This window comes from Streptomyces sp. NPDC050806 (assembly GCF_055586425.1).
Map to the genome: position 1 here is coordinate 33,003 of NZ_JBVJIF010000007.1, position 22,289 is coordinate 55,291.

General features: G+C 71.1%; 25 protein-coding genes. 6 read left to right on the forward strand and 19 right to left on the reverse strand.

Translation table 11 applies throughout. The annotated features are described in order from the left end of the window. Positions 1 to 234: 234 nt before the first annotated feature. The 4 genes from ACZ6WH_RS22255 to ACZ6WH_RS22270 are packed head-to-tail and all read right to left on the reverse strand — an operon-like array spanning position 235 to position 5,773. The gene (locus ACZ6WH_RS22255; RefSeq protein WP_469730041.1) at positions 235 to 1,533 is read right to left on the reverse strand and encodes a TniQ family protein; all 1,299 of its coding nucleotides are present in this window, start codon (positions 1,531 to 1,533) and stop codon (positions 235 to 237) included. After that, on the reverse strand, positions 1,526 to 2,791 hold the full coding sequence (locus ACZ6WH_RS22260) for an AAA family ATPase (RefSeq protein WP_469730042.1): 1,266 nt from the start codon (positions 2,789 to 2,791) through the stop codon (positions 1,526 to 1,528). Before ACZ6WH_RS22260 ends, ACZ6WH_RS22255 begins: the two co-directional genes overlap by 8 nt. Next, entirely contained in the window at positions 2,763 to 5,018 is a 2,256-nt protein-coding gene (locus ACZ6WH_RS22265) for a transposase (RefSeq protein ID WP_469730043.1), read from the reverse strand. Before ACZ6WH_RS22265 ends, ACZ6WH_RS22260 begins: the two co-directional genes overlap by 29 nt. Then, positions 5,018 to 5,773: a TnsA-like heteromeric transposase endonuclease subunit gene (locus ACZ6WH_RS22270; RefSeq protein WP_469730044.1), complete on the reverse strand. Its 756-nt coding sequence runs from the start codon at positions 5,771 to 5,773 to the stop codon at positions 5,018 to 5,020. The genes ACZ6WH_RS22265 and ACZ6WH_RS22270 overlap by 1 nt, the downstream gene beginning before the upstream one ends. A gap of 375 nt (positions 5,774 to 6,148) precedes the next feature. Between ACZ6WH_RS22270 and ACZ6WH_RS22275 the strand changes: the two genes are divergently transcribed. From ACZ6WH_RS22275 to ACZ6WH_RS22290, 4 genes are all read left to right on the forward strand, one after another. Then, positions 6,149 to 6,847 carry a Clp protease N-terminal domain-containing protein gene (locus tag ACZ6WH_RS22275; protein ID WP_469730045.1) on the forward strand — a complete coding sequence of 233 codons (699 nt, stop codon included), beginning with the start codon at positions 6,149 to 6,151 and terminating at the stop codon, positions 6,845 to 6,847. 104 nt (positions 6,848 to 6,951) lie between these two features. Next, a complete protein-coding gene (locus ACZ6WH_RS22280; RefSeq protein ID WP_469730046.1) occupies positions 6,952 to 7,710 on the forward strand; it encodes a class I SAM-dependent methyltransferase in 759 nt (252 codons plus the stop codon). Positions 7,711 to 7,841: 131 nt separating this feature from the next. Next, entirely contained in the window at positions 7,842 to 8,828 is a 987-nt protein-coding gene (locus tag ACZ6WH_RS22285; protein WP_432857634.1) for an aldo/keto reductase, read from the forward strand. A gap of 53 nt (positions 8,829 to 8,881) precedes the next feature. Then, positions 8,882 to 9,286, forward strand: coding sequence for an RNA-binding S4 domain-containing protein (locus ACZ6WH_RS22290; protein ID WP_469730047.1), 405 nt, complete (start codon positions 8,882 to 8,884; stop codon positions 9,284 to 9,286). Between the two features lie 243 nt (positions 9,287 to 9,529). Here the strand turns inward: ACZ6WH_RS22290 and ACZ6WH_RS22295 are convergent, their stop codons facing one another. Beyond that, on the reverse strand, positions 9,530 to 9,946 hold the full coding sequence (locus tag ACZ6WH_RS22295) for a VOC family protein (RefSeq protein WP_469730048.1): 417 nt from the start codon (positions 9,944 to 9,946) through the stop codon (positions 9,530 to 9,532). Between the two features lie 120 nt (positions 9,947 to 10,066). Here ACZ6WH_RS22295 and ACZ6WH_RS22300 point away from each other — a divergent pair, with 120 nt between their 5' ends. Further along, positions 10,067 to 10,648, forward strand: coding sequence for a TetR/AcrR family transcriptional regulator (locus ACZ6WH_RS22300; protein ID WP_469730049.1), 582 nt, complete (start codon positions 10,067 to 10,069; stop codon positions 10,646 to 10,648). Positions 10,649 to 10,854: 206 nt separating this feature from the next. Here the strand turns inward: ACZ6WH_RS22300 and ACZ6WH_RS22305 are convergent, their stop codons facing one another. The 5 genes from ACZ6WH_RS22305 to ACZ6WH_RS22325 all read right to left on the reverse strand — a co-directional run bounded on the left by ACZ6WH_RS22305 (position 10,855) and on the right by ACZ6WH_RS22325 (position 15,054). After that, positions 10,855 to 11,418, reverse strand: coding sequence for an NADPH-dependent FMN reductase (locus ACZ6WH_RS22305; RefSeq protein WP_469730050.1), 564 nt, complete (start codon positions 11,416 to 11,418; stop codon positions 10,855 to 10,857). Between the two features lie 183 nt (positions 11,419 to 11,601). Next, the gene (locus ACZ6WH_RS22310) at positions 11,602 to 12,033 is read right to left on the reverse strand and encodes an ankyrin repeat domain-containing protein (protein ID WP_432857641.1); all 432 of its coding nucleotides are present in this window, start codon (positions 12,031 to 12,033) and stop codon (positions 11,602 to 11,604) included. A gap of 90 nt (positions 12,034 to 12,123) precedes the next feature. Further along, a complete protein-coding gene (locus ACZ6WH_RS22315) occupies positions 12,124 to 13,368 on the reverse strand; it encodes a GNAT family N-acetyltransferase (protein WP_469730051.1) in 1,245 nt (414 codons plus the stop codon). Positions 13,369 to 13,455: 87 nt separating this feature from the next. Continuing rightward, positions 13,456 to 14,448, reverse strand: a complete 993-nt coding sequence (locus tag ACZ6WH_RS22320) for an asparaginase (RefSeq protein WP_469730052.1) — start codon at positions 14,446 to 14,448, stop codon at positions 13,456 to 13,458. A gap of 63 nt (positions 14,449 to 14,511) precedes the next feature. Then, positions 14,512 to 15,054 carry an RsiG family protein gene (locus ACZ6WH_RS22325; RefSeq protein ID WP_469730053.1) on the reverse strand — a complete coding sequence of 181 codons (543 nt, stop codon included), beginning with the start codon at positions 15,052 to 15,054 and terminating at the stop codon, positions 14,512 to 14,514. 409 nt (positions 15,055 to 15,463) lie between these two features. On the opposite strand from ACZ6WH_RS22325, the gene dtd reads away from it, so the two are divergent. Beyond that, entirely contained in the window at positions 15,464 to 15,889 is a 426-nt protein-coding gene (gene dtd, locus ACZ6WH_RS22330) for a D-aminoacyl-tRNA deacylase (protein WP_432857646.1), read from the forward strand. A gap of 15 nt (positions 15,890 to 15,904) precedes the next feature. On the opposite strand, the gene ygfZ is transcribed toward dtd, so the two are convergent. From ygfZ to ACZ6WH_RS22375, 9 genes are all read right to left on the reverse strand, one after another. Beyond that, positions 15,905 to 16,888, reverse strand: a complete 984-nt coding sequence (ygfZ, locus tag ACZ6WH_RS22335) for a CAF17-like 4Fe-4S cluster assembly/insertion protein YgfZ (protein WP_469730054.1) — start codon at positions 16,886 to 16,888, stop codon at positions 15,905 to 15,907. Between the two features lie 34 nt (positions 16,889 to 16,922). After that, positions 16,923 to 17,381, reverse strand: coding sequence for a Fur family transcriptional regulator (locus ACZ6WH_RS22340; RefSeq protein WP_469730055.1), 459 nt, complete (start codon positions 17,379 to 17,381; stop codon positions 16,923 to 16,925). 33 nt (positions 17,382 to 17,414) lie between these two features. Then, positions 17,415 to 18,008, reverse strand: coding sequence for an FABP family protein (locus tag ACZ6WH_RS22345; RefSeq protein ID WP_399714328.1), 594 nt, complete (start codon positions 18,006 to 18,008; stop codon positions 17,415 to 17,417). Positions 18,009 to 18,264: 256 nt separating this feature from the next. Then, positions 18,265 to 18,522: a DUF3099 domain-containing protein gene (locus ACZ6WH_RS22350; protein WP_432857654.1), complete on the reverse strand. Its 258-nt coding sequence runs from the start codon at positions 18,520 to 18,522 to the stop codon at positions 18,265 to 18,267. A gap of 165 nt (positions 18,523 to 18,687) precedes the next feature. Then, complete coding sequence (locus ACZ6WH_RS22355; RefSeq protein WP_469730056.1) at positions 18,688 to 18,975, reverse strand: DUF1416 domain-containing protein; 288 nt, start codon at positions 18,973 to 18,975, stop codon at positions 18,688 to 18,690. 37 nt (positions 18,976 to 19,012) lie between these two features. Further along, the gene (locus ACZ6WH_RS22360) at positions 19,013 to 19,858 is read right to left on the reverse strand and encodes a sulfurtransferase (protein ID WP_361558976.1); all 846 of its coding nucleotides are present in this window, start codon (positions 19,856 to 19,858) and stop codon (positions 19,013 to 19,015) included. Positions 19,859 to 19,998: 140 nt separating this feature from the next. Further along, positions 19,999 to 20,106 (reverse strand): putative leader peptide, encoded by a 108-nt coding sequence (locus ACZ6WH_RS22365; protein WP_361558979.1) that lies wholly within the window; start codon positions 20,104 to 20,106, stop codon positions 19,999 to 20,001. 200 nt (positions 20,107 to 20,306) lie between these two features. Beyond that, the gene (locus ACZ6WH_RS22370) at positions 20,307 to 20,984 is read right to left on the reverse strand and encodes an LmeA family phospholipid-binding protein (protein WP_469730057.1); all 678 of its coding nucleotides are present in this window, start codon (positions 20,982 to 20,984) and stop codon (positions 20,307 to 20,309) included. A gap of 165 nt (positions 20,985 to 21,149) precedes the next feature. Next, positions 21,150 to 22,283 carry a hypothetical protein gene (locus tag ACZ6WH_RS22375; protein WP_469730058.1) on the reverse strand — a complete coding sequence of 378 codons (1,134 nt, stop codon included), beginning with the start codon at positions 22,281 to 22,283 and terminating at the stop codon, positions 21,150 to 21,152. Between the last annotated feature and the right edge of the window lie 6 nt (positions 22,284 to 22,289).

The following is a 22,289-nucleotide window of genomic DNA, read 5'->3' on the forward strand; positions in this document are numbered from 1 at the left end:
GGGTGTGAATACTCTGGACTCCTCGCATACGGAGGGAGCCCATGTGCCGGCCCCGGGGCCGGTGAGCGCGCTCACGCCAGCACAGCCTGTGCCCTGCAGATCGCAGAATCCGTTAAGCGTTGAGGCTTTTCCGTCACACGCAAACAGGCACTGGTGGCCACAGAGAACCCCCTTACGGTGTCAAAACACGACGAACTTAATGAGCTAGGGCCCAGCTCAGCCCCGCAGCGCTGGCTACCCAGAAGAGTCGCGTCCGGTAGCTCGGGTGGCGGTTCCCGCAGAGACGCCTTGGATAACGTCGCTCCGCGTTCTCGACTTTCCCCGGGGGCTGTAGGCGAGGACGACTCGGAGGGGAATCGAGGCGCCGCGAGGGCTGCGGAGGGTGTAACTGAGCGGCTGGTGGATGCGCTTGGCTTCGTCCGCGAGAGGGACGAGGAAGTGTGCTGCGGCTTCTTCGTCTGGTGTGCAGAGGAAGCGGTCTGCGATTTCAAGGACGGCGCCGGTGGCGATGGGATCGTCCGGCGGGTCGGTGTATGCGGTTGACCGCAGGTTCTTCCGTGGCTGGGCACCGCGACGATGGAACAGCTCGTGGCGCCGTTCGGCCTCGGTATCGATGATTCGCGCCAGTTCAGGGGTGGCCGCGTGGGGCCGGGCTTCGGGCCAAGTCATGAAGATCAGGGCGACGACGCCGCGGAGGTCTTGAAAGTACTGTGCCGTGGGGGTCAGCCAGCCGATGCTGCTGACCTGCTCGGGGCCGTGCGCGGACAGGAACGACAGGTACTTCTTCTGCAGTGTGAAGAGGACGTCACGTGATTGGTGGTCCCGGGGCATCGGCTCCTCACTCCTGGGAGCTTGGGTGAGGTCGGCTCCGCAGGCTGGTCTCACTGCCCGGGGATTCCCCGGCTTCGGGGTCGCTCTGCATCGGACAGGATGCAGGTCGCTGTCTCGCGGCCGGGCAATCAGGTCGTTGCTGTGGCGATTCTGGGCCAGTTCGCCGCAGAGGTGGCAGTAGCGGCGGAGGAAGCGTTCGTGGTGCGGGCAGGAAAAGACCGGCGGAAGCCTCCAGAGCCTGCGCCAGGCGCCGCCGTGACGCTGCTGGATCTCCGAACCGTCTCCGACGAGACAGTCGGGGCAGTACTGGGTCCGCGTGGTCAGGAGCCAGGGGTTGTTGTATTGCAGGCGACTGGTGCCGGAACTGCTCCGGCCGCGAAAATCGGAGCTCAAGGGGCCGTAGCGAGTTCCGAGCAAGGCCAGCAGCAGGCCAGCTGTCTCCTGGCGGGAGAGACGGGTGGCGTGGCAGAAAGCGTCAAGGTCGGCTTCGCCGAGACTGATCGCGCAGGAGATCGGGATGCGGATGAGGGTCGTCCTGTCCTTCCGGCTGCTGGGGATCCCCATGCGGAGGATCAGCGGTCCCGGTCCGACGCCCAGCCGGTGCGAAAGCCGCAGCACATAGCCGGGCAGTGACTCGTCCTCCAGCGGGTCCAGGCTCCTGGGCAGCGACCGCAAGGAGGACAGGCTGGGCGGCTCAGCCACCGGCCGCGCTTCCACCGCGGTCGTCGTAAACGGTGTTACGTCCCTTCCTGCGGGGCTTCCGGGCAGGGACGGGAACATCTGTGGGAACTTCGGGAATCTCCCCGGCTGTTGGGTCACGGTCGGTGAGATTGCCCAGGTTGATCGGGATCGCTGACAGCAGTTCCGGGGTCAGCTCCTCGGCCCCGGACTCGATCGCCTCGGTGCATCCGTCCTCGATCAGCCGTTTGAGGAGTCCGACGATGCCGCGGGTGCGGCGGAACAGGTACTCCGGCATCCCGCCTTCGGTGAGCATCCCGGGCCGGCCCCGGAACAGCCTCAACCTGTCTTCGATGCCAGCCAGGTGCTGGATGAACGCGGTCATGCCCGCAGCGGTGTCGTAGTCGAACGGATCAAGATCGACCAGGTCGAAACGCCGCTCAGTCTGCGTGGCAGCCGACGGGTTGTAACTCTTCCCCGGCTTAGCCGGCGGGAAGACCCACTGCCCCGTGCGAGGATCGGGATAGCCGCTCCTCAGCAGCCCCGAACGGGGGATGTCGACACCGATCAGCACCAGGGTGACGTTGAGGTCCATCAGCTCCCGGACGAGATCGAGAGTGTCCTGGTCGTCCTCACGGTGGAGCCTGAGCCTGGTGATGTCATCCAGCAGCAAGGCCGTTGTGCGATGGTCCCGCAACGAGTCCCGCACTGCCCGGATCATGCCGTTCAGCGTCTTCGGCAGCGGCGCCCCGTAGAAGTCCAGAACGGCCGCGCACAACCCCTTCGGTGTCGCCCGCACCGGAGTGCGGCAGTAGGCGACGGGGACGAACAGGTCCCGGGTGCCCGGGACCGGACCGGGCAGCAGCTGCCGGTGAAGATCCCGCCACAGCATCTCGAACGTGGCCGCGGCATCGCAGGCCGTTTCCGTCTTGCCCAGGTAACCGCCGCCGCTGACCATCAGCCCGTCGCGAGTCCCCGGCTCGAAGTTGAGCGCGTTGTTCCGCATCCGCCCCCGCATCAGCTTGGTGACCTTCGCGCTCATCGGGGTCTCCAGCAGCCCCATGTTCACGTGCGTCGCGGTCCGGTGCAGGTCATGCAGAGCACGGCGTCTCGGGCTCATCGCCGCGTACTCCTCCGCGGAGAGCCGCGGCGCCGGGATGAAGGTGCTCCGACGTTCCTGCCACTGCCGCCAGCCCTCGACCCTGGTGCGGTCCGGCGGCGGGCCAGCCCGAAGGAAGGGGACAATGCCGCTTTCACTCCGCGTTGGGTCCGCCATGTCCATCCTCTTCCTCGTCCTCCTCGGGCAGGAGGAACAGATCACGCTGCCGGTATGCCTCACCCAGCGGAGGCGGTGCCTTCGGCCTGCCATGAACGGCCTGCTCACGGCGGTGCCGCCGGTGGCTGTCAATGCTCTCCGCGGCCTGACGCGTCCTCTCCTGCCAGCGCAGGGGCGTGACTACCGCATCCTCGGCGGCAGCGTCCGCGGCGGGCTCGCTCTGCAGCCGGTCAGCCTGCGAGGCGGCGGCCTGAACGACCTCACGCGAATGCTCGGTTCGCGCAGACTTCGGCAGCCGGGTCGGCCACTGACTCACCGGGACGCGGGAGCCGAGCAACTCCATGAGAACCGGCAGAAGTTCGTCATCCGTTTGGGGCCTGAGCCCGCAGGCTTGAGCCTTCTTGAGCAGTTCGCGTACGCGTGCGTCACCGAAGGCGGGGGCCTGCCCTTCAGGCGGCAGCCCGGTCCAGGCAAGTGGATGCCAGCCGTGGGTGAGTGGGTCCTGGAAGAACACATTGCGGCGGTCCCGGGGGTCCCGCCGGATGATCCACTGGCCCTTGTGCTTTCCGCCGCGGGCCGAGCGCTGGCCCCGGTAGGGGTCCAGGGCCGGGTCGTCGTACCAGAGTCCGCGGATCTTCACCCCGCGCCGGGCATCGATCTTCTGCACGTAGTGGACGGGCAGCAGCTCGTAGAACAGCTCCGCCGAGGGGATCTCCATCGCGAAGCCGGCCTGGGCGAACGAAGCGGCAAACAGCGAGTTGGGGCTGTGATCGCCGCCGGGGTCCCAGCTGGGCGCGTACTCGCCGAGCCTTCGCCGTTGCCAGACGGCAACAATCCAGGTGGCAATCACGTGCTCCATCTCGTCGACAGTCAGCACCGCGTCGCCTTCCGGGTCCGCTCCGCGGTCGGCGGGGTCGATGCCGGTGTAGCCGGGCAGTTGCTCGAACAGCAGCGACCTGATCGCGCCAAAGGCCCGCTCGCAGGCGGACTTGTCCGTAGGCCTCAAGACTCGGCTCGGGAGGATGTTGCAGCCGAGCACCCGCTGGACGTCAACCAAGTGGTGATTGCGGTAAACGGACCCGTGGTCCGTGGTCACGGTCTCCGGGGCGAAGAACGGCAGCCCCGCGACCTTGTGCCCGGCGAACTCCGCGACCACCGCGGCGGGCAGGCCCGGATAGGGCCACTCCAGTTCCTCGCCCCAGTCCGCCCGCATGGGCAGCGGCAGCATCACGTCCCTCAGCAGCATCGCGACATCCACCGACTGGTCGGAGACCAGCGTGAGCCGGAAGGCGCAAAGAGAATGCGTGTGCACGTCCATTGCGAGCGTGAGGTGGCATTTCACCGGATCGCCGAACACGCTCTCGCGGACCATCACGGGCAGCACCGTGGTGTCCAGCGCCACCACCTGGCCGGGCCGATGAACGAGCACGTGCCCGTTCTTCGACGGCAGTTCGGCTGAGCGCGCGTAGCGCTGGCGGGACCGACCCGGCCCGAACCACTCGCGCCAGACCACCCAGAGAGTCTGGTAGCTGGGGACGGCGACGTCCCTGTCAGGGAAGGTCTCGCGTACATACTGGTGGATCATGCGCGCCCGGGTCCGCATGGTCACCTTCGACCGGTGCAGGGTCTCCGCGCGGACCGCGAAGATTGCCTCTCGGACCTCCTCAGTAATGCTCGGATGGCCGCCGCTCTCACGCAGCCACCGCTCGTCCGCGCAGCCAATAAGGCCCGCTTCCCGTCGGCGGCGGTCCCAGCGGATCAGGGTCCGGTAGCCGACCCGGTCCAGGCCCAGCAGTTTCGCCTGCTGGCGGTCCATGGCTCCCAGTTCGGCGACCTTCGCCAGGCGGCGGGCGGTCAGCGTCGTGGTGGCCGGATCGTACTCCGGCTTCGGCTCACCCGGCCCCGGACGCAGCGGGTCGCCGCTGCGAAAGCCGGTCTCCACCTCCAGAAGGTGAGCCAGGCGGAATGCGGCGAGTTCCCGCCTTCCCGGCTCCAGGTCCTGCACGGTCTTCGGCTGACGGCCCCGGCTGGAGCCCTGAGCCGCAGTCCTGGATGAGGGGCGGCAGTTGGGGTGATTGGCCAGGAACCGGAAGCTCACCGGCTGCCGGGCACCATCGCCGCGGACCAGGTGGACCCGACCGAGTTCGGGCTCCCGGCGCTCGACCGTCCATTCCCCGCCGTCCAGCACCAGAGCCGCCCCCGGCGAGAGGTCCAGGACTGCCGCCGACCTCATCACGCCTCCCCGGCGGGGTTGATCACCAAGGACCGGTCACCGAACGGTCGGCTCAGATCGGCTCCCAGGCGCCGGTTCCAGAGCAGGTGCAGAAGCTGCGCACGGGCCAGCGGCGGAAACGGGGTGGCGTCCACAAGCTCCCCGAACGTGCCACCCTCGCAGGCCGCGTCCCTGAGCGCCGGCCGCAGCCCGAGCGGGTCGGACATGGACCGACGCTGAGAGGAGAAGGCATCGACCGCGGCGGCGACATGGTCCCTCCAGCCCGCAGCGACGATGTAATGCCAGCCGCAGGCCAGCGCGGCCTCGGCAGCCGCGGCGAACGCCTCCAGGTCCTCCGGCGCGATCAACGCCCGTGGCCGTACGTCGATCAGCCAGACGCCGGTCCGGGTCACCGCCAGGAAGTCCGGGATGTGTCCCCTGCGGCCGGTCGCGGTGTCGAACCGCAGCCGCAGGGGCTGCGACAGCACGTCGACGAGGCCAGCCGCGAAGTCGAGGACTAGGAGCAGCCGGGCCTCCTCCAAGCTCTCGGCCCCGTGATGACGACCGGTGCTGACGAGGAACTGAAGGCTGGGACGGTGGCGTTGGGCCCGACGCCAGGAGAACCAGCGCATCGGAGCTCCCTCCGCGAGAGGTGTGTGGGCCAAGTCCCGCACAGTGCAGGACACCTCGTCGCTCGCTGTCCGCCAGGTCACCGTCCAACGGCGCGTCCACCCCGGCCCGAGGCCGAGGCCGTCCCTGCCCGGCGCTACGGACACCGGGACAAGCAAGTCTTCCCACCAGCAGCTGTGCGACCACAGACCACCGACCCGAGCCTCAGCCGGGGACGCTGGCTGTACTAGGGAACGCACTCCGTCCACGGCACCACACGACCACCGTCGAGAGCGGCAAGAGGGGCAATCTCCGGATCTAGTGACAACTCGGCCGAGAAACAGCCGGAAGTGACAACTGCCGCATGAATCTGGTGACAGGAAGCGCTGGAAGCGCGAGAGAACACGTCAGATCAAAAGCCTTCGCCGGTGACATCTAACGCTGGAAGTCACAGGCGGGGCGCTGATCGACGTCCTGCCCTCTCGCCCGGGGCGAGGCAAGCGCACCTTGACAATTTCAAATTGTCAACGCGTACTTGCCTCATGACTCTTCCGGACCTGGACGACCTCATCGCGGAAGTCGACCGGAGATGCGACACCGCCCACCGCCCCGGCGGACAAGAACAGCCCGACTGGCTCGCTCTGCTGACCGTCGCCGCCCAACTCGCAGGCCAGCTGCAGGCGCTGGCGGACGACCTGGTCGAGGACTACGTCGAGCACTGCCGGATGCACGGCTCCTCGTGGACCGACATCGGCACCGCCCTGGGCGTGACCCGGCAGGCGGTCCAGCAGCGCTTCCACGCCCCGCACAAGCGCTACGGCCCCGAGGCGATGACCGACGACCTCCGCCGGGCGATGGCCCATGTCAAGCAGGCGGCAGTGCAGCACCGCAACAACTACATCGGCACCGAGCACCTGCTCCGGGGACTCACGGCAGAGGACAACAGCGCCACCCGGCTCCTGCGGACCGCCGGCGTCTCACCGGAGACGGTCCACCGATCCGTCGGAACCCGGCTGAGCATGGGCGCCTCCCAGGCGGCCGAGCGCATCGCCTGGACGCCCTACTCCCGCAAGGCCATCGCCATCGCCGAGACACGGTCCGAGGAGAACGGCTCCGACCGCATCGACTGCGACGACCTGCTGATCGGACTCGCCCGGGTCGGCCGCGGAGTCGCCGCCGACGTCCTGACCGAGGCCGGCTTCGATCCGGCCGCCCTTGACGGCACAGGTGCGGACGGCTGAGCCCAGTACGGCCCCGACGGCCCGGCTGCGGACGTCTGAGCCCCTCACGGCCACGCGGGCGGAAATCGTTTGCCGCAGATCGGGAGCGGAGCGAGGATGCAGGGATGAAGCGCGGTTTTGACGATCTGGTGGCCGAGGCGGCGAGCGTGTCCGTGGCGGGCTGGGACTTCTCCTGGCTGGACGGGCGGGCGACCGAGGCGCGGCCCTCGTGGGGGTACCAGCGGCTGATGGGGGAGCGGCTGGCCGGCGCGTCGGCCGCGCTGGACATCCAGACCGGCGGGGGCGAGGTGCTCGCCGGGGCGCCGAAGCTGCCTCCCGTGATGGTGGCCACCGAGTCCTGGCCGCCGAACGTCACCAAGGCCACCCGGCTGCTGCATCCGCTCGGCGCGGTGGTCGTCGCCGACCCGGACGAGCCGCCGCTGCCCTTCGCCGACGACGCGTTCGACCTGGTGACGAGCCGGCATCCGGCAACGATCTGGTGGGCGGAGATCGCCCGCGTACTACGCCCAGGCGGGACGTACTTCGCGCAGCACGTGGCGCACGAGAGCGTCTTCGAGCTGGTCGAATACTTCCTCGGGCCGCAGCCCGAGGCCCGGCGGGGGCGCCACCCCGACGACGAGCGGGCGGCGGCCGAGGCGGCCGGGCTGGAGATCGCCGACCTGCGGTTCGAGCGGCTGCGCATGGAGTTCCGCGACATCGGCGCGGTCGTCTACTTCCTGCGCAAGGTGATCTGGATGGTGCCCGGGTTCACCGTCGAGCAGTACCGGGACCGGCTGCGCGAGCTGCACGAAAAGATCCAGGCCGAGGGGCCGTTCGTCGCCCACTCCACCCGCTCCCTCTTCGAGGCGCGCAAGCCGGAGTGACGACGCGGCCGGCCGACTGCCGCCGCCTCCAGGGGGTTTGACTTGGAGTGCGCTCCAACTCCTACCGTCCCTGACGTGAGCCCGACACGGTCCTCGCCCACGGGGGACGGGGCACTTCCAGGAGGTTACGCATGACCGGCATTCCCACTCGGCAGCTCGGCGATCTGACCGTCTCCGCCCAGGGGCTGGGCTGCATGGGGATGAGTCACGGGTACGGCGCTTCGGACGACGCGCAGTCGATCGCGACCATCCACCGCGCCCTGGACCTCGGCGTCACCCTCCTGGACACCTCCGACTTCTACGGGGCCGGGCACAACGAGGAACTGGTCGGGCGGGCCGTCGCCGACCGCCGCGACCGGGCGGTGATCGCCACCAAGTTCGGCTTCGCCAACAAGCTCGGCGAGCCGACCGCGATCCGGGGCGACGCCGCGTACGTACGCGAAGCCTGCGACGCCTCGCTGCGCCGGCTCGGCGTCGACCACATCGACCTGTACTACCAGCACCGCGTCGACCCCGAGGTGCCGATCGAGGAGACCGTCGGGGCGATGGCGGAGCTGGTCGCGGCGGGCAAGGTGCGGCACCTCGGCCTCTCCGAGGCGAGCGCCGCGACGATCCGGCGGGCGCACGCGGTGCACCCCATCGCCGCCCTGCAGAGCGAGTGGTCGCTGTGGACGCGCGACCTGGAGCAGGAGATCGCACCGGTCTGCCGGGAGCTGGGCGTCGGCCTCGTGCCGTTCTCGCCGCTCGGCCGCGGCTTCCTCACCGGCCGGTACACCTCCGTGGAGGGGATGGCGGAGGGCGACGTACGCCGTACCCAGCCGCGCTTCGCCGACGGCAACCTGGAACGCAACCTCGCCATCGTCGAGAAGCTGGACGAGCTGGCTGTGGAAAAGGGCGTCACCGCCGGGCAGCTGGCGCTGGCCTGGGTGCAGCACCGGGGCGCCGACGTGGTGCCGATCCCGGGCACGCGCCGCGAGAAGTACCTGCTGGAGAACGTCGCCGCGGTCGCCGTCGGGCTGTCCGCCGATGAGCTGGCGGCCATCGACGCCGTCGCCCCGGCCGACGCGGTCGCCGGCACCCGCTACGACGCGTCGAGCCTGGCCTTCGTCAATCGCTGAGGGTTTTCCACAGGCCCCCGCGCCACCCGCCGTGCCGCCGTAAAGTCGGGGACATGAGTGAGGACGAGGGGAGCGTGCGGATCGACAGCTGGATCTGGTCCGTGCGGCTCATGAAGACGAGATCGGCGGCGGCCACGGCCTGCAGGGGCGGGCACGTGCGGGTCAACGGCGAGCGCGTGAAGGCGGCGCACGGCGTGCGGACCGGCGACGAGGTCCGGCTGCGACACGCCGGACGCGAGCGGATCGTCGTCGTGAAGCGGCTCGTGAAGAAGCGCGTCGGCGCGCCGGTCGCGGTCGAGTGCTACGTCGACAACAGCCCGCCCCCGCCCCCGCGCGCGACGGCCCTGCAGGTCCCGGTCCGCGACCGGGGCACGGGCCGCCCGACCAAGCGCGACCGCCGCGAGATGGAACGCCTGTGGAGCCGCCCGCCCGCGCCTCCCGGCGACGAACCGAAGTAGTGGCCTGAGGTCTGTGGTCTGGGATCCGTGGCCTGTGGTCTGGGATCTGTGGTCTGGGATCTGTGGCCTGTGGTCTGAGGCCCGCGGTCTGAGGCCCGCGGTCTGAGATCTGCGGCCTGAGATGGGGGGTGGGGAGGGGGTGGGGGGGAGGGGCCCCGAGGAGGGGCCCCTCTGAGGGCGGCGGCAGGGAATGGCTTGAGGGCGGCGGCAGGGGATGGCTCGAGGGCGGCGGCAAGGAATGGCTCACCCCCCGCCATGAGCCGCCAGCCATTCCCGGTCCGGCTCGATGGTCTGGAGGACTTCGATGAGGATCCCCTCCGGGCTTTCGAGGTTGAAGCGGCGCTGGCCCCAGGGCTCGTCGCGCAGTGGCTCGGTGATGCGTACGCCCCGGGCGCGCAGCCTGGCCTCCTCTGCTGCCGCGTCCGCGACGAGGAAGGCGAGGCAGAGGCCCGCGGTGTCCTGGGTGCGGAAGCCCGCCGGCATGCTCTCGTGGCCGCGCTGGACGAAGTCGAGGACGTACGCGGGGTGTTCGGGGTGGTGCAGGCTGACGTACCAGCCGAGGTCGGCGACCTGGGTGAAGCCGAAGTGGTCGGTGTAGAAGCGGCCGCTGGCAGCCGTGTCGTCGCTGAGTACGGCGATGCCGAGCTTTTCGAAGCGCATGCGGTTCCCTCCCGGTCGGTGGCACGGTGCCGCCAACCACTCCGCTTGTAGTGAATCGAAGTACTCTAGTTGTAGTACGTTGGGCGTAGTGGTTGCAAGGGAATTGCGAGGAGGGTGCCGGTGGTGCGCAATCCGGAGCGGCGTACGGCGCTGGTGGACGCGGCGATCGAGGTGCTGGCGCGGGACGGCGCGCGTGGCCTGACGTTCCGTGCCGTGGACGCGGAGGCGGCCGTGCCGAAGGGCACCGCCTCCAACTACTTCGCCAGCAGGGACGCGTTGCTCGCGCAGGTCACGGGGCAGATCCACCAGCGCATCGCGCCGGACCCGGACGAGGTCACCGAGGTCATGAAGGCGCCGCACGGCCGTGAGCTGGTGACCGAGCTGATGGGCTGGATCAACCGCCGGGTGACCGCGAACCGCACCGGTTACCTCGCGATGCTGGAGCTGCGCCTGGAGGCCACCCGGCGGCCCGAGCTGCGCGCGGAGCTGACCGCCACCCTGCGGGGCGTGCTGGAGGACGACATCCGCTTCCACGAGGAGGGCGGGCTGCCGGGGGACCGTACGGCGGTGATGCTGATGTACCTCGCGATGACGGGCCTGATGCTGGAGCAGCTCACATTGCCGGGTGTGGTGCCGGGCGAGGAGACGGACGGGCTGATCGCCGCCCTGGTGGACCGGGTGATCCCCGGCGACGGCCGGTAGCCGGACCGCGGCGGCCGGCACCTGCCGAGCCGCCCCGCACCAGCCCTGGTGGACCGGGTGATCCCGGGCGACGGCCGGTAGCCGCCCCGCGGTGGTCGAGGCTCGACTAGCCGCCCCGCGGTGGTCGACGCCCGACTTGCCGCCCCGCGGCGGCCGGCACCCGACCGGCCGCTCCGCGCGCCCGCGTCAGGTGCCGGTCCGGTCCGTCAGCCCGCGTACGGCCTGGCGAGGCGGGCGTCGCGCAGGGCGTGGGCCCACCACGTCAGCTGGTCCAGGAGGGCGGCGGCCGCGCGGTCCGGGCCCTCCGGGGCGTGCAGCCGGCCCCGGCCGTCGAAGAGCTGTCCGGCCATGGGGAGGCTGACGGTTTCGCGGACCGTCGTGGCGTGCAGTTCGGCGAAGACCAGGCGCAGTTGCTCCACGGCGCGCAGGCCGCCGGAGATCCCGCCGTAGGAGACGAAGCCGACCGGCTTGGCCTGCCACTCCGCGTGCAGCAGGTCGATGGCGTGCTTGAGCGGGGCGGGGAAGGAGTGGTTGTACTCCGGGGTGATCACGACGAAGGCGTCCGCCGCGTCGACACGCTTGGCGAACGCCTCCGCGCCGGGCCCGCCGCGCAGCGCGTACGGCTGGATCTCGGCGAGGTCCAGGACGTCCACGCCGAGGTCCGGGCGGGCGGCCGCGTGAGCGGTGAACCAGTCCGTGACGACGGGCGCGAAGCGGCCCTCCCGGGTGCTTCCGACGATGACGGCGAGGTTGATGGTCTCCGCAGACATGACATGCCTCTCTGAAGCGGTGAAGGAATGCGGAGACGACGCTAGAACCTCAAGAAAACTTGAGGTCAAGCTTGCCGGGCCGGCGCGGGGCGGGCGCGCGCCTCACGGAAGCACCCCGCCCCGCCCCTCAGCCGCTAGCCCGCAGCCCCGTTCCCTCAACCGCTATCCCTCAGCCCCCGCCCCTCACCCCTCGCCGAACAGCTGGAGAAGTTCCTTCTTCTCGAACATGCGGGCCGTCTCGACCGCCGACGGAGTGCCCGCGTTCGGGTCGGCGCCGTGGCTGAGGAGGAGCCGTACGACGGCGTCCTCACCCTTGAAGACGGCGCCCGCGATGGGGGTCTGGCCGCGGTCGTTGGGCCGGTCGGCGTCCGCGCCGCGCTGGAGCAGGGCTTCGACGGTCGCTTCGTGGCCGTGGTACGCGGCCAGCATGATGAGCGAATCGCCCTTCTCGTTGGTGAGGTTGGCGGGCACCCCCGCGTCCACGTATGCGGCGACGGTGTCGGTGTCGCCGTGCCGGGCCAGGTCGAAGACCTTGGCCGCCAGCTGCAGCACCTCGGGGTCGTGCGCGTGCTCGATCGACTCGGGCCCCTGCGCGCCTGGGGTCGTCTCGCTCATGCTGTCGGCCTCCTGCTGTCGTGGTGTGCGCTTGCACCCGCCACTTTATGCAGGCCAGGGCCGCGGACGGCGAGTCGGCGGCAGGACGCCTCAGAACATGTCCGGGCACCACGGCCGCCGCGCGGCCCGCAGCAGCACGTCCGCGGTGGCCACCGCGCCCGCCCGGTCCTCCTGGATCCTGCCGAGCGCCGCGAGCCGCGTGGCCGACTCGTCGCCCAGGTACAGCGAGGCCAGGTCGCGTACGTCCAGGGTGAGGTCGGCGGAGCGCGTCGTGGGCGTGCACGTGGCGCCCTCGGGCCCGGCGTCGAGGTGGTACCGGCCGGCGGCGTACCCGGCCGCGTCGGCCACCTCCAGCACCAGGGACCCCGGCACCGCGTACGTCCGCGCCGTCAGCAGGCGCGGCACGTCCAGCGGCCGGATCCACAGGTAGTCGGCGTGCTCCTCGATGTTCGCGGCGCGCGGGTCGCCGAGCAGCAGCGGCAGGGTGTCGTCCGGGGGGCGCTCCCCGGTCCGCACGTGCCACACCCAGTCGATCGAGCACAGGAAGTGCCACAGGGCGCGCTCGGCCTCCGGGCTGACCGCGATCAGCTTTCTGACGTAGGCGGTCTGTTCGGGCTGCTTCTGTTCCCAGCGGTCGTCACAGGCGTACGTGACCAGGCCGTCGACCTCGCCGGACGCCGACCGGTACACGGCGTGGAAGGGCTCCTTCCATTCCAGCGCCGGCCACTGGACCTCGCCGGTCGCGAGCTGCCACCAGCGCGCGTTGCGCGAGACCGCGCCGTGCTGTCGTGCCCGGAAGCGGTCGTGCAGGGCCGGGCCGAGGGCGCGCACCTCGGCGGGGCTCACGAATTCCACCCGGCCGCCGTTCTCAGCCCCCGGACGGCCGGAGCCGAGCTGGGCGCGGGCCACGTCGATGCGCCACTCGGTGAAATGCGTGGCGGGCCCGAAGCCGTACCGCCCGTAGATCGGGTACTCCGCGGCGATCAGCGTGGCCACCGCCTCGCCGCGCTCGCGCGCCGCGGCCAGGTCCCGTTCGAGCATCCGGCTGAGCAGGCCGCGGCGGCGGTGCGTGGGCGAGACGGTCACCTGGCTCACGGCGTCGGCCGGCACCCGGGCGCCGCCCACGACGGTCAGCTCCTGCGCGAAGCTGCGGAAGGTCGCGACGCAGTGCCCGTCGTCGAAACCGCCCTGCATACGGGCGAAGTCGGCGCCGCCGCGGCGGAATTCGATCTCTTCCTTGGTCAGCGTCCCCGGCGGCCGGGTGAAGCCGGTGGCCACCGCCTCCATCCAGCCGGTGAACTCCGCCTCGTCGACCGCGCGCACCTCAAGGCTCATGTGCGTACGCTAGCCACCGTCCTGACGGGTTGTCGTCCGGATTAACGGCGCGCCGGGCGGGGCAACGTCAGCGCGCCGGCCGCCGGTTCAGAACGCCGCGGCCCGGATCTCGCCCACGCGCTCGGCGCCGCCCAGCAGCGGGACGTCCGCGATGCGGCCGAGGACCGGCGCGTCGACGCCCATCAGACGCAGCGTGCGGGCGAGTATCGGGCCGAGCGTGCGGGTCGCGCCGTCGTCGACCTTGAAGGCGAGCGCACGGCCGTCGGGCAGCGCCAGCGCCTGTACGGCCTCGGCGCCCATCTTCGACAGCACGCCGGGGATCTCCCGCATCAGCCAGGTGTCGGGGCGGCGGGTGCCCGCGACGTACTCCGGGTGGGTGCGCATCGCGTCCGCCACCCGGCGCTCGGGCGTGCCGGGCGCGGCCAGGACGAAGTGCCGGTACGCGCGCGCCAGGCCGGTCAGCGAGAGGGCCATCAGGGGCGCGCCGCAGCCGTCGGTGCCGACGTGGTCGACGGACTCGCCGCTCGCGTCCCGTACGGCCTCCAGGACCAGCCGCTGGAGCGGGTGGTGCTGGTCGAGGTAGTTCTCCAGGGGCCAGCCGTTCGCGGCGCAGGCGGCGAGCATCGCGGTGTGCTTGCCGGAGCAGTTCATGGTCAGCGGGTCGCGGACCTTGCCGGCGGCCAGGTAGTTCTCCGCCTCGGCCGGGTCGAGCGGCAGGTCGGGCGGGGTCTGCAGCTGCTCGGGGGTGAGGTCGTACTCGGCGAGCATCTTCTGCACGAGATCGAGGTGAAAGCTTTCTCCGGAGTGGCTGGCGGCAGCCAGGGCCAGGCGTTCGCCGGAGAGGTCCAGGTCCGCGCGGAGGATCGCGGCGGCCTGCATCGGCTTGTTCGTGGAGCGCGGGAAGACCGGTGCGGCCACGTCGCCCAGGGCCAGGTCCACGCTGCCGTCCGCGGCCAGGACGACCAGCGAGCCGCGGTGCACGCCCTCGACGAAGCCGGAGCGGACGACCTCGGCGAGCACGGGCGGGAGGGACGGCTGCTGCTCGGTTATCGCACCGGGCGTGTCGGCGGAGGAGGTCATCGCGGGCCTTCCGGGGTCGCGGACCCGCCTCCCGCGAGGACCGGACGGCGGTCGGCCGCCGGGTCAGGAGAGCAGGTCGTCTACTTGTGCTTCCCCTTCACGGTACCTGCGGGCGATCTCCGCGCTGCAATCGTCGGCCGTGCGCTGGAGCGACTGGCGGCGCAGCGAGACCTGCTGCTCGTACTGGACCAGCCGGCCCATCGCCTCCCGCAGCTCGGCGTCCGTGCGCGCGCCCAGGTCGGACAGCTCGACCTCGCCGAGCATGTCCTCGGCCAGCCGGCGGTACTCCTCGCTGTGCGGCGTCCCGACCGTCACGTGCCGGGCGGAGGAGCGGTGCCGCGAGGGCTCGTCCGTCAGGATCTCCGGCAGCCGGTCCAGGACCGTGGTCTGGGGTGCCGCGCGCCGCGCTGCCTCCGCGCGGAGGATGTCGATCCGGCCCTGGAGCAGCCGCCGTACGTAGCTGAGGTCGGCCTCCTCCTGCTGCGCGTCCCGGCGCAGCCTGCGGATCTCGGGCAGGCCGCGACCCGAGAGGTCGGGCCGGGGGGCCGGACGGAAGCGGTCGCGTTGCAGCGGAGGGCGGGGCTGAGCCGGGCCTGCGGGAAGCATGGGGCCATCCTCGGTGCGGTCGCCGGGCCGCGCCGGGCGCCCGGTCGGGGGCGACGGCTCGGGCCGGGACGTGGACATCGTCGTCGGCAGGGGCAGGGGCCCGCGCGCGGAGACCGCCGCTGCCCCTTGGGCGGATGTACGGGCAAAAGGTACGGAACCGGAGGATGTCTGCCCGGTGCCGGCGGTGCTCATGCGTGTGTCCGTCCCCTCGTGCGGCGCGGTCCGGAGCCACGTGGTCCCGCGCACCGCGTGCAGGCATCGTGCCACTGCGAGAGGTGCGCGCGCAGGGTCATTGGCCCGCGAACGGTCCGTGTGGGGGTAAGACGGGCGCCGCGGTTGGGCTGTCCGGGTGGTGGAGCGCCCCGCACCCGCGGGGGTGGCCTGGGGTGGCGACCGGCATCATGGCGGTATGCGAGCAGTGGTGCAGAGAGTGAACGGCGCACGTGTCGACGTGGCCGGCGAGACCGTCGGCGAGATCGTGGGGGAGGGCCTGTGCGTCCTGGTCGGCGTGACGCACGACGACACCCCGGAGAAGGCCGCCCAGCTGGCCCGCAAGCTGTGGTCGGTACGGATCCTCGACGGTGAGAAGTCGTGCTCGGACACGGGCGCGGGGCTGCTGGTGATCAGCCAGTTCACGCTGTACGGGGACGCCCGCAAGGGCCGCCGCCCCACCTGGAACGCGGCGGCGCCGGGGCCGGTCGCCGAGCCGCTCGTGGACGAGGTCGTCGCGCAGCTGCGGACACTCGGCGCGCAGGTGGAAACGGGCCGGTTCGGCGCGGACATGAAGGTCTCGCTGACGAACGACGGCCCGTTCACGGTGCTCCTGGAGGTCTGAAGCGGGCAGCGCCCGCTACGGCTCGACCACGATCTCCTGAGCCGCCGCCGTGCCGTCCGCCATCAGTTCGGCGTCCGCCTTCACGTTCCGCTTGACCAGGGCCAGCGCGATCGGCCCCAGCTCGTGGTGGCGGGCCGAGGTCGTGATGAACCCGATCTGGCGCCCCTCGGGGCCGTCGGCGGCGAGCCGGACCGGCGCCCCGTGCCCCGGCAGCTTCACCTCGCTGCCGTCCAGGTGCAGGAAGACCAGCCGGCGCGGCGGCTTCCCCAGGTTGTGGACGCGGGCGACGGTCTCCTGGCCGCGGTAGCAGCCCTTCTGGAGGTGGACGGCCGTGCCGATCCAGCCCAGCTCGTGCGGGATGGTGCGGTGGTCGGTCTCCAGGCCCAGCCGCGGCCGGTGCGCCTCGACGCGCAGCGCCTCCAGGGCCAGCACGCCGATCGCCGGCCCGTGTGTCCCGGCGAAGTCCTCCAGGGAGGCGCGCGGCAGGAAGAGGTCGCGGCCGTGCGGCGTCTCGCGGACGGCGGCGGCGTCCTTGGGCGTCTCGGCGATGGAGCCGGCCGGCAGGTGCACGACGGCCAGTTCGTCCGTACGGTCGGCCACCTCGACCCGGTAGAAGAACTTCATGCTCTCCAGGTACGCGAGCAGCGCTTCCTGGGTGCCGGGCTCGGTGTGCAGCCAGGTCGTCTCCCCGTCGTCGACGAGGTAGACCGCGTGCTCGATGTGGCCGTTGGCGGAGAGGATCAGCGCCTCGGTGGCGTGGCCGGGCGCCAGCTCGCTGACGTGCTGGGTGAGCAGCAGGTGCAGCCAGCTCAGCCGCTCGGGGCCGGAGACGGCGAGCACGCCGCGGTGCGAGAGGTCCACGAAGCCCGCGCCGTCCGCAAGGGCGCGTTGCTCGCGGAAGAGGTCGCCGTAGTGCGCGGCGACGCCTTCGTCGGGGGCCTCGGCGGGGACGGCACCGGGCAGCGACAGCAGGGGGCTGGCTTCTGATGGACGCAGCATGTGCTCCAGCGTACGTCCCGGTAGTACCGGGAGGTCAGTCCGTACCGGGAGCGGTGTCCCCGTCCTCGCCGGCCGCCTTCGCGGTGCACTCCCGGCACCGGCCGAAGATCGCGAAGTGCTTCAGGTCCGTGTCGAACCCGAACGTCTTCTGCAGCGTCTCCCGGAAGGGCGCGGCGACCGACAGGTCGGCCTCGATCACCTCGGTGCAGTCCCGGCACACCAGGTGGATGTGGTGGTGCCGGTCGGCGAGGTGGTACGTGGGCGCGCCGTGCCCGAGGTGAGCGTGGCTGACGAGGCCCAGCTCCTCCAGCAGCTCCAGGGTGCGGTAGACCGTGGAGATGTTGACGCCGCCCGCCGTCTTGCGCACCTCGGTGAGGATCTCGTCGGGCGTGGCGTGCTCCAGCCGGTCGACCGCCTCCAGCACGAGCTGCCGCTGGGGCGTCAGACGGTATCCGCGCTTGCGGAGGTCGCTCTGCCAGTCGGTGGTCACCACGCCCCCAGTGTAGGTACGCCCGTCGGCGCGCTGTTACGGCTTGTAGGGCGTGCCGTCCGGGTTGAAGAAGGAGACGCCGTCGGGCATGTCCTCGGGCAGGCTCTCCGCCCACTCCTTGAGGTCGGCGTCCGCGACCTTCTTGAGGTGGGCCGACATGTACGGGCGCAGCGGGACGTCCGGCGTCGCCTTCTCGCCGACCCACATCAGGTCGCTGTTGACGTAGCCGTACAGCCGCTTGCCGCCGCTGTACGGGCCGGAGGCCTCGGTACGGGCCACGGCGTCCGTCGCCAGGTCGATCTGCGGCTTCTGGTCGGCCAGCTCGCCGTACCAGACCTCGACGACGCCCTGGTCGCGGACCATGACGATCTCGACCTTGCGGTCCTTGTCGATGCGCCAGTAGCCGCTCTCGGACTCCAGCGGGCGGACCTTCTTGCCCTCGCCGTCGAGCACCCAGCTGTGCGAGTGGTACTCCAGGAAGTCACGGCCGTCGTGGGAGAAGGTGACCTCCTGCCCGAAGTTGCACTTCTCGGTGCCGGGGAAGTCGGCGACGCCCGCGCCCTCCCAGTTGCCCAGGAGGAAGGCCAGCGGTACGAGGGCCGGGTTCAGGTCGGACGGGATCTCGATCATGAGAGCTCAGGCGATCTATAGGAGGTGGACAGTCTCGGTCCGGGCGCGGTCAGCGCTGACCCTGGTACAGCTTCTTCCAGGTCAGACCGGCGAAGGCGACGACGCCGACGGCGACCAGGACAAGCAGGGCGGTGAAGAATGCCTCAAGCACGAGCGCGCTCCTCGGACAGAGTGAGGGTTTACGGACCGTAGGTGAGTCTAGTCGCCGCGGGGAGCGACGGCGCTGTGAGGTCCGCCCCAGGGGCCGGACGGGCGCTCACCGGTGGTCCTTGTCGTCCAGCTCGCGCCACCAGCGGTCGGACTCCGGGTCGCCGGACTCGTCCCACCAGCGCTCACCCGGCTCCCTGCGGTTCGCCACGATCGCCGCGAAGGGCGGGATGACCATGGCGACCACGCACATCGCCACCGCAGCGGGAACGGACCACAGCCGCACGACGCCCCACGCCAGGACGAAGAGCGCGATGCAGGTGGCCATCATGGCGTAGTACCTGCGGTGGCGGCGCTGCACGGACATACCTCCACGGTAGATCCGCGTGGCGGGCCTGAACAGCGCTGCGCCCTCCGTCGCGGCGAGCCGTACGGAGGGCGGGAAGCGCGGAGGACCGCACCCCCGTCAAGGCGTCCAAACCCCTGGGGCGCGGCCCTCCGGCCGTGTGCGGACCGTCCGGGACGGTCCGCGTCAGACGGCGATGGCGACCTCCGCGAGGCCACCCTGCTGGGCGACCACGGTGCGGTCGGCGGTGCCGCCCGGGACGAGCGCGCGCAGCGTCCAGGTGCCTTCGGCCGCGTAGAAGCGGAACTGTCCGGTGGCCGAGGTGGGGACCTCGGCGGTGAACTCACCGGTGCTGTCCAGCAGGCGGACGTAACCGGTGACGGGCTCGCCGTTCTTGGTCACGCTGCCCTGGATCGTGGTCTCGCCGGGCTTGATGGTCGACGCGTCGGGGCCGCCGGCCTGTGCTCCACACATGGGAATTCCTTGAGGGGTAGGGAGGGTGGGTCGGGGCTTACTTGTTGGCGCCGAGCTCGATCGGCACGCCGACGAGCGAGCCGTACTCGGTCCAGGAGCCGTCGTAGTTCTTCACGTTCTCCTGGCCCAGGAGCTCGTGCAGCACGAACCAGGTGAGCGCGGAGCGCTCACCGATGCGGCAGTAGGCGACGGTGTCCTTCGCCAGGTCGACCTGCTCGTCCTCGTAGAGGGCCTTGAGCTCCTCGTCGGACTTGAAGGTGCCGTCGTCGTTGGCGTTCTTCGACCACGGGATGTTGCGGGCGCTCGGCACGTGGCCGGGGCGCTGCGACTGCTCCTGCGGGAGGTGCGCCGGGGCGAGCAGCTTGCCGCTGAACTCGTCGGGGGAGCGGACGTCCACCAGGTTCTTGTTGCCGATCGCGTTCACGACGTCGTCGCGGAAGGCGCGGATGGAGGTGTCCTGCGGCTTGGCCTTGTACTCGGTCTTCGCGCGGTTCGGCACCTGCGAGCCGTCGACCAGGTCGCGGGAGTCCAGCTCCCACTTCTTGCGGCCGCCGTCGAGGAGCTTGACGTCCTGGTGGCCGTAGAGCTTGAAGTACCAGTAAGCGTAGGAGGCGAACCAGTTGTTGTTGCCGCCGTAGAGGACGACGGTGTCGTCGTTGGCGATGCCCTTCTCCGACAGGAGCTTCTCGAAGCCCTCCTGGTCGACGAAGTCACGGCGCACCGGGTCCTGCAGGTCCTGCTGCCAGTCGATACGGACCGCGTTCTTGATGTGGTTCTTGTCGTAGGCCGAGGTGTCCTCGTCCACCTCGACGAGGACCACCTTGGGGTCGTCGATGTGGGCCTCGACCCAGTCGGCGTCGACGAGGACGTCGCTACGGCTCATGGTTTTCTCCTCCGGGGCAGTTTCGGATGCGGTTGCGCAGGAGTACGCCGGTACGCGCGGCGGCATCAGAGGCGCGCGGCGCTGCGCGGGGGTACGGGCGGAATGGCCTCACGGCCGGGAGGACGGGGGGCAGAAACCCGTCAGACAGAGCGACAGAGCATGGCGGCGACGCGGCACAGGTCGACTGCCCGCCGCTTCGTGAGATCCGCCTGTCCCCGCGTACGGGAACGGCTCATCAGGCTCTGCATGGCTCCGATCGTAAAGAGGGACGGTGGGGCGTGTCACCGGTGTGTCGGATGGTGAGACGTGAGCGTCCGGGATGTGGAAGCGGAGGGTGGGTACGGCTGTGCGCGGGCCGTCCGGCGGCGGGCCGGACGGCCGCCATGGGTCGCGGTACGGACAAGCCCGTCTCAAGGTATGGACAAGGGCCTCCGTGGTGGCCGTCGGGTCAGCCCGGCAGCTTGACGTCGGTGCCCTTCGCGGAGATCGCTATGCCGTCGCGGGTGGTCGTCACGCGGTCCAGCTTCAGCCCGGCCGGCAGCTCGCCCAGCTTCCAGTCGTGATCCGTACGGGCCCGCACCTTGTCCTCGCAGCCGGGGACCGCGGTGCACAGCGTCGGGAGCTCGTCGGCGCGCAGCCGTATCGTGTCGCCGCCCACCGTCGAGACGGTGCCGACCACGTCGAGGGAGTCGAGCACGGGGATGTCCGGCGAGATCTTGACCTGGCTCCTGCCGCCGCTCGTGCCGCCGTACGAGATGCGCACGCCGTCCCCCGCCGCCCTGGTCAGGTCGGCGTAGCCGATACGGGCCTCGCCGGTCGCCGAGGCCGCGCCCTCGATGGAGGTGTAGTCGCCGCTCAGCTTCACGTCGTGGAACCGGGCGGACAGCTCCGTGACCCGCAGCCGGTGCCCCTCGGCGGTGGCCTCGATGCCGCCGAGCGAGGCGTCGACCTCGGTGAGGGTGCCGCTCGCGACCTGGGTGAGGAAGGGGAAACCCTTGATGGACACCTGGGGCGTCTCGCTCAGCCCCAGGCTGCCCCGTATCTTCTCGGCGGCCTTGTCCTCGGCGAAGTTCACGGCCAGCCGGTCGGCGGCAACGAACAGCGCCGCGACGACGACCAAGAACACCAAGAGCCTTCTCAGAGCACGCATCGAACCCCTTCCCCCCATGCTTCGGTGTGACGCCGAGCCTAACCGGGCACCTTGTGCGACGGCATGAACAGGCCGGTCACGCTTCCTCCGTAAGGAGCGTGACCGGCCTGAAGAGGTTGCGCGCTGATACCGGGAATCCGCTCAGCCCAGGGTGCGGCCCAGGACGTAGACGGCGGGGGCCGCGAGCGCCAGCGGCAGCGCGACGCCGGCCGTCAGGTGCACGAACCGCGAGGGGTAGTCGTAGCTGGCGACCCGCAGGCCGATCAGCGCGCAGCCGCCGGCCGCGAAGCCGAGGACGGCACCGGCCGCGCCGTCGCCGCCGAACTGTCCGGCCGCGATCCCCGCACCGGTAGCGGCCAGCAGTGCCAGTACCACCGAGACCGGTCCGGGCAGCGGCAGCGCGCGGGCGAGCACCGCGACCGCCACGGCCACGGCGCCGGTGACCGTGGCGTGCGGCTCGGCCGCGAGGTGGCCGGCGGCCAGCACCGCCAGCGCGGACGAGGTGAGGCCCGCGGTCAGCGCGTACATCCGCTCGTCCGCGCTGCTGCGGTTGCGCAGCTGCAGGACGAGGACGAACAGGCACCACACGCCGAGCGTGCCGATGCCCACAACGGGCGCGTCGTCCCGGCCGGTGACCAGCAGCGCGACGTCGGTGACCAGGCCGCCGAGGAACGCCAGCGCGATGCCCTGGCGGGCCGGCCACATGCCGTTCAGCCGGAACCAGCCGGCCGCCGTGACCGCCTGCAGGACCGCGACCACCACGGCCGGGAACACCCGGGGCAGCGGCGCCGCCAGCACGAGCAGCACGGCGAGTCCCGCGGTGAGCGCGGCGGGCCGGAAGCCGGGCGGGATGATCGGCGAGTGGCCCAGGGCGCGGGCGCGCTGGTTGGGCGCGAGGCGCGAGAGGTCGTCGTCGGCAGCGGCCCGCTGCGCGGGCGCGTGCGGCGCCGCGTCCTGGTGCTCCGCCTGCTGAGCGGGGAGGTGGGTGGTCTCTGCCGCGGCGTAGGCGTGCGCGGGCTGCCGCGCGTCGGTCTCCCAGGTCGCGCCGTCCCAGGTCTGCGTCTGCGGCTGCGCGTACGGCGCCTGCGGCTGCGCGTACGGATCGGCGTACGGGTCCTGGCCGTTGGCGTACGGGCCCTGGGCGTGGGCGTACTGGCCCGGGGCGTACGTGTCCTGGGCGTATTCCTGGCTGCCCGCGTACGGGCCCTGCGGCTCGTACTGCTGTCCGTAAGGATCGTGCTGCCCGTAGTACGGGCCGTGCTGCTGGTCGCTCATCTCGGC

Bases quoted from the DNA above. Each gene is read 5' to 3' on its own strand.
- ACZ6WH_RS22260 (WP_469730042.1), bottom strand. From the start codon at position 2,791: ATGGACATGGCGGACCCAACGCGGAGTGAAAGCGGCATTGTCCCCTTC.
- ACZ6WH_RS22265 (WP_469730043.1), bottom strand. From the start codon at position 5,018: ATGAGGTCGGCGGCAGTCCTGGACCTCTCGCCGGGGGCGGCTCTGGTG.
- ACZ6WH_RS22275 (WP_469730045.1), top strand. From the start codon at position 6,149: ATGACTCTTCCGGACCTGGACGACCTCATCGCGGAAGTCGACCGGAGA.
- ACZ6WH_RS22280 (WP_469730046.1), top strand. From the start codon at position 6,952: ATGAAGCGCGGTTTTGACGATCTGGTGGCCGAGGCGGCGAGCGTGTCC.
- ACZ6WH_RS22285 (WP_432857634.1), top strand. From the start codon at position 7,842: ATGACCGGCATTCCCACTCGGCAGCTCGGCGATCTGACCGTCTCCGCC.
- ACZ6WH_RS22290 (WP_469730047.1), top strand. From the start codon at position 8,882: ATGAGTGAGGACGAGGGGAGCGTGCGGATCGACAGCTGGATCTGGTCC.
- ACZ6WH_RS22295 (WP_469730048.1), bottom strand. From the start codon at position 9,946: ATGCGCTTCGAAAAGCTCGGCATCGCCGTACTCAGCGACGACACGGCT.
- ACZ6WH_RS22305 (WP_469730050.1), bottom strand. From the start codon at position 11,418: ATGTCTGCGGAGACCATCAACCTCGCCGTCATCGTCGGAAGCACCCGG.
- ACZ6WH_RS22310 (WP_432857641.1), bottom strand. From the start codon at position 12,033: ATGAGCGAGACGACCCCAGGCGCGCAGGGGCCCGAGTCGATCGAGCAC.
- ACZ6WH_RS22315 (WP_469730051.1), bottom strand. From the start codon at position 13,368: ATGAGCCTTGAGGTGCGCGCGGTCGACGAGGCGGAGTTCACCGGCTGG.
- ACZ6WH_RS22320 (WP_469730052.1), bottom strand. From the start codon at position 14,448: ATGACCTCCTCCGCCGACACGCCCGGTGCGATAACCGAGCAGCAGCCG.
- ACZ6WH_RS22325 (WP_469730053.1), bottom strand. From the start codon at position 15,054: ATGCTTCCCGCAGGCCCGGCTCAGCCCCGCCCTCCGCTGCAACGCGAC.
- dtd (WP_432857646.1), top strand. From the start codon at position 15,464: ATGCGAGCAGTGGTGCAGAGAGTGAACGGCGCACGTGTCGACGTGGCC.
- ygfZ (WP_469730054.1), bottom strand. From the start codon at position 16,888: ATGCTGCGTCCATCAGAAGCCAGCCCCCTGCTGTCGCTGCCCGGTGCC.
- ACZ6WH_RS22345 (WP_399714328.1), bottom strand. From the start codon at position 18,008: ATGATCGAGATCCCGTCCGACCTGAACCCGGCCCTCGTACCGCTGGCC.
- ACZ6WH_RS22350 (WP_432857654.1), bottom strand. From the start codon at position 18,522: ATGTCCGTGCAGCGCCGCCACCGCAGGTACTACGCCATGATGGCCACC.
- ACZ6WH_RS22355 (WP_469730056.1), bottom strand. From the start codon at position 18,975: ATGTGTGGAGCACAGGCCGGCGGCCCCGACGCGTCGACCATCAAGCCC.
- ACZ6WH_RS22360 (WP_361558976.1), bottom strand. From the start codon at position 19,858: ATGAGCCGTAGCGACGTCCTCGTCGACGCCGACTGGGTCGAGGCCCAC.
- ACZ6WH_RS22365 (WP_361558979.1), bottom strand. From the start codon at position 20,106: ATGCAGAGCCTGATGAGCCGTTCCCGTACGCGGGGACAGGCGGATCTC.
- ACZ6WH_RS22375 (WP_469730058.1), bottom strand. From the start codon at position 22,283: ATGAGCGACCAGCAGCACGGCCCGTACTACGGGCAGCACGATCCTTAC.